Here is a 16,225-nt window from a genome sequence, read left to right on the forward strand (position 1 = left end):
CCGGGGGCCACCGACACGCGCGCCGTCCACAGGGGATCGGCAGAGACGCCTCCCCATCCGTACCCCAGGGCCGGGAGGGTACGCCTCCGCGCCTCCTCAGGTCCGTGCCCGAGAGGGGCCCGGAGGCCAGGCGCTAGGCTGGCCCAGGCCTGTTCGTCCCGACGTCGAGACAGACGCGAGGTGGGCGACGAGGCCGGTGCCGACTCGGTCGGCAGCCCCTCCAGAGCACTGGCGCAGCGATGCGGATTGGAAGAACAGCGTGGATCTTTTCGAGTACCAGGCCAGGGACTTGTTCGAGTCCTACGGCGTGCCCGTCCTGCCGGGAGTCGTCGCCGACACCCCGCAGGAGGCGCGGGCCGCAGCCGAGCAGATGGGCGGCGTGACCGTCGTCAAGGCCCAGGTCAAGGTCGGTGGCCGAGGCAAGGCCGGCGGCGTCAAGGTGGCGAAGACCCCGGACGACGCGGAGGCTGCGGCCGAGGCGATCCTCGGGCTCGACATCAAGGGCCACGTCGTCAAGCGCGTGATGGTCGCCGGCGGCGCGCAGATCGCGCAGGAGTTCTACTTCTCGGTGCTGCTCGACCGTGCCAACCGTTCGTACCTCTCGCTCTGCAGCGTCGAGGGCGGCATGGAGATCGAGCAGCTCGCCGTCGAGAAGCCCGAGGCCCTCGCCCGCGTCGAGGTCGACCCGCTCTCGGGCATCGACCTCGCCAAGGCAGAGGAGATCGCCCGGGCCGGCGGCTTCCCCGACGAGCTCGTCTCGAAGGTCGCCCCCGTGCTCGTCAAGCTGTACGAGGTCTACGCCGGCGAGGACGCGACGCTCGTCGAGGTCAACCCGCTCGTGCTGACCGAGCAGGGCGACATCGTCGCCCTCGACGGCAAGGTCACGATCGACGAGAACGCCGACTTCCGCCACCCCGGCCACGCCGACCTCGAGGACGCCGACGCGGCGGACCCGCTCGAGGCCAAGGCGAAGGCCGCAGGGCTCAACTACGTGAAGCTCGACGGCGAGGTCGGCATCATCGGCAACGGCGCGGGGCTCGTCATGTCGACCCTCGACGTGGTCGCCTACGCCGGCGAGGCACACGGCGGCGTCAAGCCCGCGAACTTCCTCGACATCGGCGGCGGAGCGAGCGCCGAGGTCATGGCCGCCGGCCTCGACGTCATCCTCGGCGACGAGCAGGTCAAGAGCGTCTTCGTCAACGTCTTCGGCGGCATCACCGCCTGCGACGCCGTGGCGAACGGCATCGTCTCGGCCCTGGGCATCCTCGGCGACGCGGCGACCAAGCCGCTCGTCGTGCGTCTCGACGGCAACGCCGTCGACGAGGGCCGACGGATCCTGGCGGAGGCGGCGCACCCGCTGGTCACCGTCGTCGCGACCATGGACGAGGCTGCCGACAAGGCCGCCGAACTGGCTTCGAAGTAAAGGGACAGAGCACAACCATGTCGATCTTCCTCAACAAGGACAGCAAGGTCATCGTCCAGGGCATCACCGGCGGCGAGGGCACCAAGCACACGGCGCTGATGCTGAAGGCGGGCACCCAGGTCGTCGGCGGCGTGAACGCCCGCAAGGCCGGCACCACCGTCACCCACGGCGACGTCACCCTGCCCGTCTTCGGCACGGTCGCGGAGGCGATCACCGAGACCGGCGCCGACGTCTCGATCGTCTTCGTGCCGCCGGCGTTCGCGAAGGACGCCGTCGTCGAGGCCGTCGAGGCGGGCATCCCGCTCGTCGTCGTCATCACCGAGGGCATCCCCGCGCAGGACGCGGCGGAGTTCTGGGCGCTCGCGAAGTCGAAGGGCGGCGCCACCCGCATCATCGGCCCGAACTGCCCCGGCATCATCACGCCGGGCGAGTCGCTCGTGGGCATCACCCCGGCGAACATCACCGGCGCCGGCCCCATCGGCCTCGTGTCGAAGTCGGGAACCCTGACCTACCAGATGATGTTCGAGCTGCGCGACCTCGGCTTCTCGACCGCCATCGGCATCGGCGGCGACCCGGTCATCGGCACGACGCACATCGACGCGCTCGAGGCGTTCGAGGCCGACCCCGACACCAAGGCGATCGTGATGATCGGCGAGATCGGCGGCGACGCCGAAGAACGCGCCGCCGACTACATCAAGGCGCACGTGACGAAGCCGGTCGTCGGCTACGTCGCCGGCTTCACCGCTCCCGAGGGCAAGACGATGGGCCACGCCGGCGCCATCGTCTCCGGCTCGGCGGGCACGGCCCAGGCCAAGAAGGAGGCGCTCGAGGCCGCCGGGGTCAAGGTCGGCAAGACGCCGAGCGAGACCGCGGCCCTGCTGCGCGAGGTGTACGCGGCCCTCTGAGGTCGTCGCGCGGTGCCGTGACCGGCACCGCGCCTCCTGGGCGGGCGTGTTCGTCCGGCCCGGTCCGTCACGACGGACCGCGGTCGACGCACACGCCCGCCTTCGTGCGTCCCCGGCTGCTCGGCACGGCACGTCGGCCGCCCAGCGGCCCGGCGGTACAGTCGTGCCCGATGAACCGCCCTGTCACCGCCGTCTTCGCCGCGCTCGAGGCCCTGCTCGTCGTCGGCATCGGCGTCGGGCTGCCCGTCGTCGTCCTCAGCCTCCTCTGGGCGTTCCAGTACGGCCTCCAGATCGACTGGATCGTCTTCTGGCGCGCCGCCGTCGACATCTGGCTCGTCGGGCACGGCGTCGACCTCGACCTGCAGCTGGGAGCGGCGACGGCCGCGGCCTCCGGCGTCCCGGGGGCCGAGGCCCCCTTCGCCGTGACGATCGCCGCGCTCGGCTTCTCGGTCCTGACCGTGCTGCTCGGGGTGCGCGCCGGTCGTGCCGTCGCCGAGACGGCGCACCGTGTCGTCGGGGTCGTCAGCACGGTCGGGGTCTTCGCCCTGCTGAGCCTGCTGGTCACCGCCACGGCCCAGCATCCCCTGGCCTCGCCCGTCCTGTGGCAGGGGATCGTCCTGCCAACGCTCGTCTACGCCGTGCCCGTCGTGGTGATGGCCGAGGTCACGCGCCGACGTCGCGGCGAGCCGGCCGACCCCGTCACGGGCGCGCTGTTCTCGGTCGTCGCCCGTGCGCCACGCACCGCTCGCGTCGTCGCCGCCGCAGGGCTCCGCATCGGCACGGCGAGCGCGGCCGGCGTGCTCGCCGTCTCGGGCGTCGTCGTCGGCGTGCTGATGCTCACGAACTACGGCGAGCTGATCACCCTCTACGAAGGCGCGCACGCCGGGCTGCTGGGCGGCATAGCCCTGACCCTCGGCCAGCTCGCCCTGCTGCCCGATCTGGTCGTCTGGGCCGCCTCCTGGTTCGTCGGCCCCGGCTTCGCGCTCGGCACCGGCTCGGGCGTCTCGCCGCTCGGCACCTCGGTGGGGCCGATGCCCGCCGTGCCCTTCCTCGGGGCGCTGCCGACCGCCTCCTCGTCGTTCGCCTTCGTCGGGCTGCTCGTGCCGGTCGTCGCCGCGTTCGTCGTGACGACCCTGCTGCGCCCGCGGATCGAGCGGCTGCTCGCCGAGTCCGGATCGGCCGACGTGCTGCGTCGCGTGCTCGTCGGGGTCGCCGGCGGAGTCGTCGCCGGGGTGCTGCTCGGCCTGCTCGCCTGGTCGGCCTCCGGAGCCGCGGGGCCCGGCCGGCTCGCCCACGTCGGGCCCGATCCCCTGCTTGTCGGCGCGTTCGGGGCCCTCGAGGTCGCCGTGCCCTCCGTGCTGGCGATGGTCGTGTCGCTTCGGAGCTTCCTCGGGCACGACGACGACTCGGCGGCTGCTCCCGCAGGAGGCGCGCGTCCGGCCGACGACGTCGAGACCGGCCCGCAGCCGGTGCTGTCGGGCACGTCCCCGTGGTCGCGGTCGTCGACGGGTGCTGCGGCCACGATGTCCGGCCTCGCGCCGGAGCGCGCGTCCGGCCACTCGCCTGAGCGCACGGCCGACGACCGGACCGGCGCCGGCGGAGGCGGAGGCGCCGCCGCCCGCCTCGGATCCGACCACGACGAGACGACCGATCTCGGCGCGGAGCCTCTCGTGCCCTCGTCCGGCGCCGGGGCCGACGGCGCCGAGGCCGACGGCGACGCGGGCGACGAGACCGACCGCGCGGCCGGCCGGCGACGCCGACTGGGGGAGCGGCTGCGTCGGCTCCGTCCGCATCGCCGCACCGACGGCACGGACAGCGGGGACCACCCGGACAGCGGGGACCGCACGGACAGCGGGGACCGCGCGGACAGCAAGGACAGCGGTGACCACGCGGCCGGCGGGGACGGATCGGCTCACACGCACGACGGAGCCGCTGCTCGGTCGGACGCCCGGACGCCTCCGGCCACCGAGGCCGACACGGGCGAGACCGCCGTCGTCGAGACGGGGCTGCGCGCGCCCGGCGACCGCGTCCACGACCCCCGCGAGGTGCACGTCGACGCGGCGCGCGCCGCGCGTGCCGCACGCGACCGGGATCGCGACCACGCCCGCGACCGCGAGGAGCACGACGACGAGCGCGACGGCCCCGCCCCGTGGTGGCGCAGGCTCGGAGCGACCGCCGACCGGCCGGCCCCGGGGCCCGACGACGACGAGACCGAGCCGGTCCGCGGTCTCGACCGCTGACCCGCTCCTCCTCGGGCCTAGAGGGTCCAGAGGATCCGGAGGGCCCGGAGGGCCCAGAGGACCCAGAGGACCCGGAAGCCGTCGAAGCCCCGGGGGCCCCCGCCTCGGCCACTAGGCTTGCCGGGTGCTGAAGCTCGTGGTGCTCATCTCCGGTGGCGGCTCGAACCTGCGTGCCCTGCTCGAGGCCGCGCACCACGACAGCTACCCCGCCCGCGTCGTCGCCGTCGGTGCCGACCGCGAGGCCGACGGCCTCGAGCACGCCGAGCACTTCGGGGTGCCGACGTTCACCGTGCCGTTCTCGAGCTTCGACGACCGGGCGTCGTGGGGCGACGAGCTGCTCGCGCAGATCCGGCAGTGGCAGCCCGACCTCATCGTGCTGAGCGGCTTCATGCGGCTGCTGCCCGTCGGGGTCGTCGACGCGCTCAGCCCGCACCTGATCAACACGCACCCCGCTTTCCTGCCCGAGTTCCCGGGCGCGCACGGCGTGCGGGACGCGATCGCGGCCGGCGTCGACCAGACCGGCGCGAGCGTCATCGTCGTCGACGCCGGCGTCGACAGCGGCCCGATCCTGGCGCAGCGCCGCATCCCCGTGCTGCCGGGCGACGACGAGTCGTCGCTCCACGACCGCATCAAGATCGTCGAGCGCGAGCTGCTGGTGCAGACCGTGCGCGAGATCGCCGACGGAACGACCGACCTCGAGGAGACGAGACCCGCATGAGCGGCCACCAGATCGACCCCACCCTCTACCGCGACCGGGACGCCGTCCCCGTGCGTCGTGCGCTCATCAGCGTGAGCGACAAGACCGGACTCCTCGACCTGGCCGAGGCGCTCGCCGCGGCAGGCGTCGAGATCGTGTCGACGGGCTCGACCGCGTCGACCATCCGCGACGCAGGACACGACGTCACCGACGTGAGCGCCGTCACCGGGTTCCCCGAGTCGCTCGACGGTCGGGTCAAGACGCTGCACCCCGGCATCCACGCGGGAGTGCTCGCCGACCTGCGCCTCGAGTCGCACGAGCAGCAGCTCGCCGAGCTCGACATCGCGCCGTTCCAGCTCGTCGTCGTCAACCTCTACCCGTTCGTCGAGACGGTCGCGTCGGGTGCCGAGGCGCCGGCCGTGATCGAGAACATCGACATCGGCGGGCCTGCCCTCGTGCGCGCCGCCGCCAAGAACCACGCGAACGTGGCCATCGCCGTGTCGCCCGCCAGCTACGGGCAGATCGTCAAGTCGCTCACGCTCGGGGGCACCACCCTGGCCCAGCGGCAGCGCCTGGCCGGCGAGGCCTTCGCGCACACCTCCGCCTACGACACGGCCGTTGCCGCCTGGTTCGCCGAGAACATCGGGGCGCGGGCCGAGCACGAGGCCGGTGCCGGAGCCGACGCTGCGACCGCAAGCGAGGAGGCGCGGGCCGGGTCGGCAGCGTTCGACGCCCCCCAGCACGTCGTCCTCGAGGGCACGCGTCAGGCCACGCTCCGCTACGGCGAGAACTCGCACCAGCAGGCCGCGCTGTACGCGTCGCCCGAGGGCGCCGGCATCGCCCAGGCCGATCAGCTGCACGGCAAGGAGATGTCGTACAACAACTACGTCGACGCCGACGCGGCCCTGCGTGCCGCCTACGACTTCGCCGAGCCGGCCGTGGCGATCATCAAGCACGCCAACCCCTGCGGCATCGCCGTCGCCTCGGCCGACGCCGTCGACGCGATCGCCGACGCGCACCGCCGTGCCCACGCCTGCGACCCCGTGTCGGCCTACGGCGGCGTCATCGCCGCGAACCGCCCGGTGACCCTCGCCATGGCCGAGACGGTGAAGGACATCTTCACCGAGGTCGTCATCGCCCCCGCTTTCGAGCCCGAGGCGCTTGCGCTGCTGCAGACGAAGAAGAACATCCGGCTGCTCGTGCTGCCGGCCGACTTCGCCCGCCCGGCCGTCGAGGCGCGGCAGATCTCGGGCGGCCTGCTCGTGCAGCAGGTCGACTCGTTCGACGCCTTCTCCTCGCAGGGCTGGACGCTGGCCGCGGGCGACGAGGTCGACGCCGCCACGCGCGCCGACCTCGAGTTCGCCTGGCGGGCCTGCCGCTCGGTGAAGTCGAACGCGATCCTGCTGGCCGACGCCGGCGCCTCCGTGGGCGTGGGCATGGGCCAGGTCAACCGGGTCGACTCGTGCCAGCTGGCCGTGACGAGGGCGGGGGAGCGGGCCCGCGGCTCGGTCGCCGCCTCCGACGCGTTCTTCCCGTTCGCCGACGGCCTGCAGGTGCTGCTCGACGCGGGCGTGCGCGCGGTCGTCCAGCCCGGCGGGTCGATCCGCGACGACGAGGTCGTCGCGGCCGCCGCCGCCGCGGGCGTGACGATGTACTTCACCGGCGAGCGGCACTTCTTCCACTGAGCCGTCGAGTCGTCGTCGACGGACGCCCCGGCCCATGCGGCCGGGGCGTCCGTCGTCCGCCGTCAGCCGGCCGTGGTGGCACGCACGTGCCGCTCCCTCCGCCCGCTCCGCCCGCGCGCGGCCACGGCCGCCAGGACACCTGTCGCGCATCTTCTCCTCGCTCGCCCTTGCGGGGGAGGTGTCAGCACACATATCCTGAAAAGCTGCTCACAGCCGGTCGCTCGCGACTGACATGACGGACGAACGACGACCTGCACAGGAGGACACGATGAACTCGACGCTGACCACGGTGGCCTCGGCCCCCGCCGGTGCCCTCGTGCCTGCCTCCCGCACCTTCGTCGCCGCCCGCCGGGCCGCCCGGACCCTCGTCGGCTAGGCCGACCGGGACGCACGCCGGGCTCGCCGCCAGCACCGCACCTCCTCCACCCGAGCGCCTCGTGCGCTCCACATCAGGGTCGCCGCCGTGCCCTCCCCAGGGCACCGGGCCGCGACTCCCTCCCCAGTCGACAGCTGCCGCGACGGCTCCGACGCTCCAGATCACGACACTTGGATCAGCCATGTCCCCGAAGTCCCCTCCGCCCCCGTCCGCGCCGCCGCGTCGCCCGTCGACGTTTCGTGCGCTGATGCGGCTCCACCCCTACGCGAAGCCGGCCATCCCGCGCATCGTGCTCGGCGCCGTCGCCGCGCTCGCCGCCGCCGTCGTCGCCCTGCTCATCCCCGCCGTGCTCCAGCTGCTGGTCGACGGTCCGCTGTCGAGCGGCGACCGTGCCCAAGTGTGGCCCGCCTTCGCCGTCGTCCTCGGGCTCGGCATCGTCGAGGCCGTCATGATCGGCCTCCGTCGACGGCTCGTCCTCACGCCCAGCACCCATGTCGAGGCGTCGATGCGCAACTCGCTCTACGCGAAGCTGCAAGACCTGCCGGTGGCGTTCCACGACCGGTGGCAGAGCGGCCAGCTGCTCAGCCGGTCGGTCAGCGACCTCTCGCTGATCCGGCGCTGGCTCGCGTTCGGCGTCGTGCTGCTCGTCGTCAACGTGCTGACGATCGTCGTCGGCTTCGCGGTGCTCTTCTTCTACAGCTGGGCGCTAGCGATCCTGTTCATGGTCGCGTCGATGCCCGTGTTCTTCGTCAGCTTCGCGTTCGAGAAGCGCTACTCGATCGTCGCGCGGCGCAGCCAGGACCAGGTCGGCGACCTCGCGACCAGCGTCGAGCAGAGCGTGCACGGCATCCGGGTGCTCAAGGCCTTCGGCCGCGGCAAGCACTCGCTCGACGAGTTCGCCAAGCAGGCCGACGACCTGCGCGGCACCGAGATCGAGAAGGCCCAGGCGATCAGCCGCCTGTGGCTGTGGCTGCTGCTCGTGCCCGACGTCGCATTCGCCCTCTGCCTGCTCGGCGGCATCTGGCTGGCCGCCGACGGTCAGCTGACCGTCGGGCAGCTGTTCGCGTTCTTCGCGACGGCCACCGTGCTGCGCTGGCCCGTCGAGTCGATCGGGTTCCTGCTCTCGATGACGTTCGACACCCGCACGGCCGCCGACCGGTTCTTCGAGGTGCTCGACAGCGAGAACGCGATCACGGACCCCGAGCAGCCGGTCACCATCGAGGCGCCGGAGGGGCGGCTCGAGTTCGCCGACGCGCACTTCCGCTACCAGGACAGCCCGGCCCAGTACCCGGACCTCGTCAACGGTGTCGACCTCGTCGTCGAGCCGGGCGAGACCATGGCCCTCGTGGGGCTCACCGGCTCGGGCAAGACGACGCTGCTCGCGCTCGTCTCGCGGCTCTACGACGTCACGGGCGGCAGCGTCCGGATCGACGGCGTCGACGTGCGCGACCTGTCCCGGCAAGAGCTGCGCCGCCTGGTCGGCATGGCGTTCGAGGACGCGACGCTGTTCAGCGCCTCCGTCCGCGACAACGTGCTGCTGGGCCGTCCCGACCTCGCCGACGACCCCGCCGAGGCCGACCGCGTCATGCGCGAGGCCCTCGAGATCGCCCAGGCCGACTTCGTCGCCCGCCTGCCCGACGGCGTCGACACCCGTGTCGGCGAAGAGGGGCTGAGCCTGTCGGGCGGGCAGCGCCAGCGGCTCGCCCTGGCGCGCGCCGTCGCGGCGCGCCCCGCGATCCTCGTGCTCGACGACCCGCTGTCGGCGCTCGACGTCGACACCGAGGCCCGGGTCGAGGCCGGCCTCCGCCGGGTGCTCGCGTCGACGACCTCGTTGATCGTCGCGCACCGTCCGTCGACGGTGACCCTCGCCGACCGCGTCGCCCTGCTCGAGAACGGCAGGGTCACCGCGGTCGGCACCCACTCCGACCTGCTCGCCACGAACGAGCACTACCGCTGGGTGATCTCGTCCCTCGACGACGACACCACGCCCGCCCGAGAGGAGGTGCTGGCATGACCGAGCAGACGACGCACGACCAGGCCACGCGCCGCACCGATGACGCGCCCGACGGCGCGGTCCGTGACGATCGTCTGGTCGACGGCACCGGGGGCGGCCCCGCCCACGAGGCCCTCGACGGCCGCACCCCGGCCGAGAAGCGGGCCGAGCAGGGCTCGACGACCCAGGGCGTCCGCGGCGAGGAGCGCGACGACTTCACCAAGGCCGAGAGCAAGCGGCTCCGTCGACGGTCGCTGCGCCTCCTCGGCTCGCTGATCCGTCCGCTGCGCTGGCGGCTGGCGCTGATGGCGGTCGTCGTCATCGTCAGCACCGCCTCCCAGGTGGCCGGCCCCGCCCTGATCGCGTTCGGGATCGACACCGCCCTGCCGGCGCTGATGGACCGACAGGACTGGGCGCCGGCGATCCTCGTGGTCGTCGTGTACCTCGTGACGGGCGTGCTCGGCGCGGTGCTGATGGCGCAGTACACGGTGCTGTCGGCGCGGATCAGCCAGGCGATCCTGTTCGACCTGCGCAAACGGCTGTTCCTGCACACGCAACGGCTCAGCCTCGAGTTCCACGAGACGTACACGTCGGGCCGCATCATCTCGCGCCAGACGAGCGACCTCGACTCGATCCGCGAGCTGCTCGACTCGGGCATCAACCAGCTCGTCTCGGGCCTGCTCTACATGGGGTTCACCGCGATCGCGCTCGTCAGCCTCGACGCGCCGAGCGGGCTCGTGCTCGCCGTCGCGCTCATCCCGCTGATCGCGCTGACGCGGTGGTTCCAGGTGCGCTCGCAGAAGCTGTTCCGCGCCACGCGCGTCGCCAGCGCCCGGGTGATCGTGCACTTCGTCGAGACGATGACGGGCATGCGGGCGGTGCAGGCGTTCCGCAAGGAGGCGCGCAACGAGAAGGAGTACGCCGGCTACGTCGAGGAGTACCGCCAGGCCAACTCGAAGGTGTTCACGCTCTTCGGCACGTTCGACCCGGGCCTGGTGCTGATCGGCAACGCCACCCTCGCGGCGGTCGTGCTCTTCGGCGGATTCCGCGTGATCGACGGCTCGCTCGAGATCGGCGCCCTGCTCGCGGCGGCGCTGTACGCGAAGCGCTTCTTCGACCCCGCAGAAGAGATGGCCATGTTCTACAACGGCTACCAGTCGGCCTCGGCGGCGCTCGAGAAGATCTCGGGCGTCCTCGAGGAGGAGCCGAGCGTGCCCGACCCCGAGTCGCCCGTCGACCTGCGGCACGCGAAGGGCGCCGTCGTCTTCGACGACGTCGAGTTCGCGTACTCGGCCGACACGGTCGTGCTGCCCGAGTTCGACCTCGACGTGCCCGCAGGGCAGACCATCGCGCTCGTCGGCTCGACCGGCGCGGGCAAGTCGACGCTGGCCAAGCTCATGTCGCGGTTCTACGACCCGACCCGCGGCCGCGTCACGCTCGACGGCGTCGACCTGCGCGACCTGCACCCGAAGGACCTGCGGCGGGCCATCGTCATGGTCACGCAGGAGGCGTACCTGTTCTCGGGCTCGGTGGCGGACAACATCTCGCTCGGCAAGCCGGACGCGACGCGAGACGAGATCGAGCGCGCCGCCCGCGCGGTCGGCGCCCACGAGTTCATCGTGGCGCTGCCCGACGGGTACGACACCGACGTGAACAAGCGCGGCGGGAGGGTCTCGGCCGGGCAGCGCCAGCTGCTGTCGTTCGCGCGGGCGTTCATCGCCGACCCGGCGGTGCTCATCCTGGACGAGGCGACCGCGTCGCTCGACATCCCGTCCGAGCGCATGGTGCAGGAGGCCCTGCAGACCCTGCTCGCCGACCGCACCGCCGTGATCATCGCGCACCGGCTGTCGACGGTGGCGATCGCCGACCGGGTGCTCGTCATGGAGCACGGTCGCGTCGTCGAGGACGGCACCCCTGCCGACCTCATCGCCGGCACCGGGCGGTTCGCACAGCTGCACGCGGCCTGGCGCGACTCGCTCGTGTAGGCGTCGCCCTCCTCCTCGTTCAGCAAGATCTGTCCTGCGTTGCGCAGCGGGGGGAGTCGTTCTCCTGAACGGTGCACGGTTCAGGAGGCGGCCCGCCCGTTCTCCTGAGTCGTGCGCGGCGGGCGTCAGCCGTGCCAGGTCGTGCGCTACGCATGCTCCGATCGAAGCGCCTGGCAGTCGTGAGCGCGTCAGCCGAACGGGTCGACCGGCTCGTCCGACAGGTTGACGTCGGGCGACCAGGAGGCGCGTTCGAGGTCGACCCGGACCGTGCCGGTCCGCGACCACCGCAGCGGCGTCCCCTCGGCGCGCCACTGCTCGAGCGCACGCTGGCCGTGGCCCTCGGGCGCGTGCCCGGACGCCTTCACGATGCGCCACCACGGCAGGTCCGAACCCGCGTGCGCCATCACCTTGCCGACGCCGCGCGACGAGCGTGAGCCGACGGCCGCCGCCACCGAGCCGTACGACATGACCCGACCCTCAGGCACGGACTCGACGACCGAGACGACGCGCGAGACGAAGTCGCCGCCTGACGGGGCGCCGTCAGTCGGGGCGTCGTCGGGCGCAGCCGCCCCCGCGGTCACTCGCCCTGCGGCGTCGGGCTGATGGTGAGCGCCGCGAGGTGCTCGCCGTACGGCGTCTCGCCGACGACCTCGAAGCCGATGTGGGCGAAGAAGCGCTCAGGGCCGTCGTCGCCCGGCTCGTAGATGACGGTGAGCGTGTCGAAGCCGCGGCTGCGCGCCTCGCCTGCGAGGGCGTGGATCGCGAAGCGCCCGACGCCCCGGCCCTGGTGCTCGGCCGAGACGTTGACCCGCCAGATGCAGCTGCGCAGGGACTCGTCGTCGGCGTCCGCGTCGAAGTTGCCCATGATGAAGCCGACGACCTCGTCGCCGTCGAGCACCACGCGCGGCCAGGCCGTCGTCGGGTTCACGTACGCCTCGGCGATCGAGTGCGAGACCGGGGCCACGTACTGTTCCTGGCCCGGCTTCAGCGTCAGGTTGTTGGCCGCCACGACGGTGGCGGCGGACAGGGTCTCGAGGCGCAGGTCCGACATGGCCTCAGGGTAACGGGGCACCCCCGCCCGGCACCACCGTCGCGGGTGGGAGGATCGGGGCATGCAGACCGACCGAGGCCCGGCGAAGCCGTGAGGCGCGGCACCAACCTCCCGGCCGTCGGCGGCTACAACCGCTCGGTCGTGCTCGACGCGGTGCGGCGTGAGGCGGCCGGGCTCAGCCGGACGGAGATCGCCGAGCGCACCGGCCTCAGCCCGCAGGCGGTGACGAACGTGTCGCGACGGCTGCTGGACGCCGGCCTGATCCGCGAGAGCGGCACCGTCATCAGCGGTCCGGGCAAGCCGCGCACCATGCTGCAGCTCGAGCCGGGAGGCAGCTTCGCGCTCGGGGTCCACGTCGACCCCGCGGTCGTGACCTACGTGCTGCTCGACCTGCACGGCACCGTGGTGGCGCACACGCAGACCCCCACCCCGTCCGCGTCGCGGCCCGACGAGGTCGTGGGGCTGATCGCCCGGACGGTGGACGGGCTCGTGGCGGGCTCCGGCGTGGACCGCGCGCGCCTCCTCGGGATCGGCATCGCGGCGCCGGGGCCGATCGACGTCGAGGACGGAGTCGTCCTCGACCCGCCGATGCTGCCGCGCTGGCGGCACGTGCCCCTGCGCCGGGCGATCGCCGAGGCGACGGGGCTGCCCGTGCTGCTCGAGAAGGACGTCGCCGCGGCTGCCGTCGCCGAGCTCTGGTTCAGCGACGGCGCCTCCCGGCGGGACTTCGCCTTCGTCTACTACGGCACGGGCTTCGGCACCGGGCTCGTCATCGGCCGCGACGTCGTGCGGGGGTCGAGCTCGAACGCGGGCGACTCCGGACACGTGACCGTCGCCTCCTCGGGTCGCCGCTGCACCTGCGGCCGGATCGGCTGCGTGGGCGAGCTGATCACCCCCCACGCGCTCGTCCGCCAGGCGGTCGAGGCCGGCGTGCTCACGGCGGACGACCTGCTGGTCGACGTGCTCGACGCGGCCCGCTCGGAGGGCGACCCCGACGACCTGCACCGGATTGAGGAGGCGCTGGTCGCGTTGGCGGGCAAGGCCGCGGACGGCGACGAGGGGGCCCTCGAGATCCTGCACGAGGCTGCGCGGCACCTCGCCCGGGCAGTCGTGGTCGTGCTCAACCTGCTCGACCTCGCCGAGGTCGTCTTCGGCGGACCGTTCTGGCACGTCGTCGCCCCCTGGGTGCTCCAGGTGCTGCCGGAGGCCGTGCGGTCGTCGGCAGCGCTCATCGCCAAGCACCCGATCGCCCTCGAGCAGTCGGCCATCGGCACGGACGTCGCGGCGGTGGGCGCCGCCTGCCTCGTGCTCGACCACGCCTTCTCGCCCAGGCCGTCGGCGCTGCTCATCTCCGCCTAGGGGCGGGCGCCGGGCGCGGCGGACCGGGGCCCTCGGTCGAGTGTCACAGCTCGGTCACGACGTCTTGACAAGCAATAACTCCATACGGTGTAGTAACTCCACGGACCGGCGACGACGCCGGTCGAGCGATGGAGCAAGGGAGCACCATGACTCGCACGACGAACACCCGACGACGTCGCGTGCTGGCGGTCGCCGCCGCAGCGACGACCACCGTCCTGCTGGCAGCCGGCTGCGCCGGGGGCAGCGGCGGAGGCGACGAGGACACGCTCAAGGTGGCGTACCAGAAGTTCGGCACCTTCACCCAGATGGACGACCACATGAAGGCCGTCGCCGCAGAGTTCGAGGCGGCGAACCCGGACATGACCGTCGAGCTCGTCCCCATCGCCGGCCAGAACGACGACTACTTCACCAAGCTCGCCCTGATGAACCGCTCCCCCTCTACCGCCCCCGACGTGCAGTACGAGGACACGGCCAAGCTGAAGAGCGACGCCGCGGCTGGGTTCCTGCTGCCCCTGGACGAGTACACCGAGGCCTGGGACGACTGGGACATGTTCTACGTCAACGCCAAGGAGGCGGGGGTCGGCGAGGACGGCAAGCTCTACGGAGTCCCGATGGGCACCGACACGCGGGCGCTCTGGTACAACAAGGAGCTCTTCGCCGCTGCAGGCCTGCCCGTGCCGTGGGAGCCCGCCACCTGGGACGAGGTCCTCGACGCGGCCGCGACGCTGAAGGAGGCCTCCCCGGACGTCGTGCCCTTCAACATCTACTCCGGCAAGCCGCAGGGCGAGGGCGCCACGATGCAGGGCTTCGAGATGCTGCTCTACGGCACCGAGGGCGGCACCCTCTTCGACGACGACGAGGGCAAGTGGGTCACCGGGTCGCAGGGCTTCGTCGACTCCCTCGGCTTCATCGAGGACGTCTACCAGGGCGGGGTCGGCCCGACCCCCGAGCAGGCGCTCGACACCAACATCGCCACGATCGTCGGCGGCGAGTGGCTCCCGCAGTCGAAGGTCGGCATCGCCCTCGACGGGTCGTGGCTGAGCGGTACCTGGCTCGAGACGGGCACGAACCCGTGGCCGGAGTGGAGCGAGGTGCTCGGCCAGGCGCCCATGCCCACCCAGGACGGGCAGGCCCCGGGCGCGGTCAGCATGTCGGGCGGCTGGACCCTCGCGGTCGGCGCGAACAGCGCGAACCCCGACAAGGCGTTCGAGTTCATCGAGCAGTCGCTGAGCAAGGAGGGCTCGCAGTCCTACGACATCGCCGCGAGCCAGATCGCCGTGCGGAGCGACGTCGCCGAGGACCCGGAGTACGTCGCAGCCAACCCCTCGTTCGAGTTCTTCTCGTCGATCGTCCCCGTGACGCACTTCCGCCCGGCCACCACCGACTACAACCGCATCTCGAGCGAGATCACCATCGCGATGGAGGCGGTGATGACCGGCCAGCAGAGCCCCGAGGAGGCGGCGGCCGCGTACGACGAGGCCCTGGTCGGCATCGTCGGCGAGGACGCCACGGTCGAGGCCGACTGACGATGGCGACCCTCGCTCCTGCCCCGGTCGGTCGCGACGGCGACCGACCGGGCGGCCCCGGTGCGCGCCCGGGAGGTGAGCCGTCCGGTCGCCGGGCGGGCGCCTCCCGGGCCCGTGCCCTCCGCACCGCCGGACGCACCGTCCCGCTGGTGCCCGCGATCGTGCTGCTCGCGATCTTCCTGCTCGGCCCCGTCATCTCGTCGTTCTACGGGTCGTTCACCAACGCCTCCCTGACCGGCTACGCCGCCGGCGGCTCGGAGTTCGTCGGCTTCGCGAACTACCGCGAGCTGTTCGCCGACCCCGACTTCCCCAAGTCGGTGCTGCTCACGCTCGCGTTCGTGTTCTTCTCCGCCGTGGTCGGGCAGAACGTCATCGGGCTCGGCGTCGCCCTCCTGATGCGCTCGGCGAACAAGGGCGTCCGCGCGGTGGTCGGCACCTTCGTCATCGCCGCGTGGGTGCTGCCGGAGATCGTCGCCGCGTTCGTCGCGTACGCGTTCTTCAACGACGGCGGCACGCTCAACACGATCCTCGCCGGCCTCGGCGTCACCGGGGCGAACTGGCTCTACACGTTCCCGCTGATCTCGGTCATCATCGCCAACATCTGGCGCGGCGCCGCCTTCTCGATGCTCGTCTACTCGGCGGCCATCCAGGAGGTGCCGCCCGAGATCACGGAGGCGGCTGAGATGGACGGCGCCGGCGGTCTCAAGCGCCTGGTCTACATCACGCTGCCGGCGATCCGTCGCAGCATCTCGACGAACCTCATGCTCACGACCCTGCAGACGCTCTCGGTCTTCACCCTGATCTTCGTCATGACCGGCGGGGGCCCGGGCACCGACAGCTCGACGCTGCCGATCCTCGCTTACCAGGAGGCCTTCCGCTTCTCGCAGCTCGGGTTCGGCACCGCGATCGCGACCATCATGCTGCTCGTCGGGGCGGTCTTCTCGATCATCTACATCAGGGCGCTCAAGCCGGAGGTGGACTGACC

The 16,225-nt window shown here is 72.4% G+C and carries 12 protein-coding genes; 10 read left to right on the forward strand and 2 right to left on the reverse strand.

The features are described from left to right. The first annotated feature begins 259 nt into the window (after positions 1-259). The 7 genes from sucC to EDF18_RS10565 all read left to right on the forward strand — a co-directional run bounded on the left by sucC (position 260) and on the right by EDF18_RS10565 (position 11,304). Positions 260-1,423, forward strand: coding sequence for an ADP-forming succinate--CoA ligase subunit beta (gene sucC / locus EDF18_RS10535; protein ID WP_123547756.1), 1,164 nt, complete (start codon positions 260-262; stop codon positions 1,421-1,423). Between the two features lie 17 nt (positions 1,424-1,440). Further along, on the forward strand, positions 1,441-2,328 hold the full coding sequence (sucD, locus tag EDF18_RS10540) for a succinate--CoA ligase subunit alpha (RefSeq protein ID WP_123547757.1): 888 nt from the start codon (positions 1,441-1,443) through the stop codon (positions 2,326-2,328). A gap of 170 nt (positions 2,329-2,498) precedes the next feature. Further along, a complete protein-coding gene (locus tag EDF18_RS16480; RefSeq protein ID WP_199732418.1) occupies positions 2,499-4,568 on the forward strand; it encodes a DUF6350 family protein in 2,070 nt (689 codons plus the stop codon). 124 nt (positions 4,569-4,692) lie between these two features. After that, positions 4,693-5,286 carry a phosphoribosylglycinamide formyltransferase gene (purN, locus tag EDF18_RS10550; RefSeq protein WP_123547758.1) on the forward strand — a complete coding sequence of 198 codons (594 nt, stop codon included), beginning with the start codon at positions 4,693-4,695 and terminating at the stop codon, positions 5,284-5,286. Next, positions 5,283-6,950: a bifunctional phosphoribosylaminoimidazolecarboxamide formyltransferase/IMP cyclohydrolase gene (gene purH, locus EDF18_RS10555; protein ID WP_123547759.1), complete on the forward strand. Its 1,668-nt coding sequence runs from the start codon at positions 5,283-5,285 to the stop codon at positions 6,948-6,950. Before purN ends, purH begins: the two co-directional genes overlap by 4 nt. 557 nt (positions 6,951-7,507) lie before the next feature. Continuing rightward, a complete protein-coding gene (locus tag EDF18_RS10560) occupies positions 7,508-9,340 on the forward strand; it encodes an ABC transporter ATP-binding protein (RefSeq protein ID WP_123547760.1) in 1,833 nt (610 codons plus the stop codon). Next, positions 9,337-11,304: an ABC transporter ATP-binding protein gene (locus EDF18_RS10565; protein WP_123547761.1), complete on the forward strand. Its 1,968-nt coding sequence runs from the start codon at positions 9,337-9,339 to the stop codon at positions 11,302-11,304. Before EDF18_RS10560 ends, EDF18_RS10565 begins: the two co-directional genes overlap by 4 nt. Positions 11,305-11,492: 188 nt before the next feature. Here EDF18_RS10565 and EDF18_RS10570 read toward each other — a convergent pair whose 3' ends face one another. Continuing rightward, positions 11,493-11,885 carry an MGMT family protein gene (locus EDF18_RS10570; RefSeq protein ID WP_123547762.1) on the reverse strand — a complete coding sequence of 131 codons (393 nt, stop codon included), beginning with the start codon at positions 11,883-11,885 and terminating at the stop codon, positions 11,493-11,495. Next, positions 11,882-12,355 carry a GNAT family N-acetyltransferase gene (locus EDF18_RS10575; protein ID WP_123547763.1) on the reverse strand — a complete coding sequence of 158 codons (474 nt, stop codon included), beginning with the start codon at positions 12,353-12,355 and terminating at the stop codon, positions 11,882-11,884. The genes EDF18_RS10570 and EDF18_RS10575 overlap by 4 nt, the downstream gene beginning before the upstream one ends. Before the next feature lie 90 nt (positions 12,356-12,445). Here EDF18_RS10575 and EDF18_RS10580 point away from each other — a divergent pair, with 90 nt between their 5' ends. From EDF18_RS10580 to EDF18_RS10590, 3 genes are all read left to right on the forward strand, one after another. Further along, complete coding sequence (locus EDF18_RS10580) at positions 12,446-13,714, forward strand: ROK family transcriptional regulator (protein WP_123547764.1); 1,269 nt, start codon at positions 12,446-12,448, stop codon at positions 13,712-13,714. Between the two features lie 146 nt (positions 13,715-13,860). Continuing rightward, positions 13,861-15,240, forward strand: coding sequence for an extracellular solute-binding protein (locus EDF18_RS10585; protein WP_233569097.1), 1,380 nt, complete (start codon positions 13,861-13,863; stop codon positions 15,238-15,240). A gap of 2 nt (positions 15,241-15,242) precedes the next feature. Next, on the forward strand, positions 15,243-16,223 hold the full coding sequence (locus EDF18_RS10590) for a carbohydrate ABC transporter permease (RefSeq protein WP_123547766.1): 981 nt from the start codon (positions 15,243-15,245) through the stop codon (positions 16,221-16,223). Positions 16,224-16,225: the final 2 nt, after the last annotated feature.

This window comes from Frigoribacterium sp. PhB107 (assembly GCF_003751515.1).
Lineage (GTDB): Bacteria > Actinomycetota > Actinomycetes > Actinomycetales > Microbacteriaceae > Frigoribacterium.